1 protein-coding gene is annotated in these 1,494 nt (G+C 65.5%); it reads left to right on the forward strand.

Going from position 1 to position 1,494, the window contains the following annotated elements:
• Positions 1–34 precede the first annotated feature (34 nt).
• Positions 35–1,494: SulP family inorganic anion transporter (locus ACIPIA_RS16110; RefSeq protein ID WP_400510983.1), on the forward strand; the 1,460-nt coding region annotated here is incomplete at its 3' end.

Below are 1,494 nucleotides of genomic sequence, written 5' to 3' on the forward strand. Positions count from 1 at the left end.
CCTTGCCGCGCGCTTCGGGGAAGGGAGGACGCAGGTGGACAGGTCGTTTTTCTGGCGCAAGGGCGATTGGGGCGGCTATTTCGGCCTGCTGGCCAACAACCTGACCAATCTGCTGACGATGATCGGCCTGCTGCTCTTCGTCGTCGGCTTCCCAAAGGAGATGGTCTACGGGCGGATCGCGCCGGCCTTCGGCCTCGCGATCTTCGCTGCGAGCCTCTGGTACACCTATTTCGCCTACAAGCTGGTGAAATCCTCCGGCCGCTCCGACGTCACCGCGCTGCCCTCGGGCCCGAGCGCGCCGTCCATCTTCACCGTCACCTTCCTCGTCATCCTGCCGGTCTATCTCCAGACCAAGGATGCCGAATTCGCGCTGCAGATCGCCCTGGTCTGGTGCTTCGTCGAGGCGATGATCCTCGTCCTCGGCTCCTTCCTGGGCGAAACGATCCGCCAGACCATTCCGCGCACGGTCCTGCTGTCCTGCCTCGCCGGACTCGGCCTGCTGCTGCTTGCGATGAACCCGATGCTGCAGTCCTTCGAGACGCCGATGGTGGCCTTCGTCGTGCTCGTCCTGATCTTCATCAACTGGTTCGGCAAGAAGCCGATCTTCGGCAAGGTGCCGACCGGCTTCCTGCTGCTCGCGACCGGCACGGCGTTGGCCTGGGTCTTCGGCCTGCAGAGCCCGGCCGAAATCCAGCGTTCGCTCGGCACCTTCGGCTTCAACCCGCCGGTGCTGCACATCTCGAGCTTCCTGCAGGGCCTGCCGCATGCGCTGCCCTATCTCGCCTCCGCCGTTCCGCTCGGTCTCGCCAACTACGTGTTCGACCTCGAGAACATCGAGAGCGCTCACGCCGCCGGCGATCCCTACCCGACGCGGAAGGTGATGATGGCGAACGGGCTGTCCTCGACGCTCGGCGCCTTCTTCGGCAACCCGTTTCCGGTGACGGTCTATATCGGCCATGCCGGCTGGAAATCGATCGGTGCGGGCACGGGCTACACCCTCTTCACCGGCGCCTCGATGTTCCTGGTGACGCTGTTCGGCCTCGGTGCCTTCCTGCTGGCGCTGATCCCGATGGTCGCGGTGGTCCCGATCCTCGTCTATATCGGCGTCGTCACGGCCAATCAGGTGGTGCGCGAATCGCCGCGCGAGGAGGTGCCGGTCATCTTCGTGACCATGTTCCCCTGGATCGCGAACTGGGCGCTGACGCTGACCAACAACACGTTGTCGGCCGCCGGGACGACGGCACGCACCGTGGGCGTCGATGCCCTCGCCAAGAAGGGCGTCTACTATCAGGGGCTGTCGAATCTCGGCAACGGGGCGCCGCTGAGCAGCATGATCTGGGGCTGCATCACGGTCTTCGCCATCACCGACAAGCCGCTGCGCGGCGTGGCGGCAGCGCTGGCCGGGGGCGTGCTGGCGCTGTTCGGGGTGATCCATGCGCCGACGGTCGGCTTCGCCCAGCAGCAGTCGATGCCCCTCGTCTACGGCTATTGCAT

Source organism: Allobosea sp. CER48 (genome assembly GCF_044752385.1).
Taxonomy (GTDB): domain Bacteria; phylum Pseudomonadota; class Alphaproteobacteria; order Rhizobiales; family Beijerinckiaceae; genus Allobosea.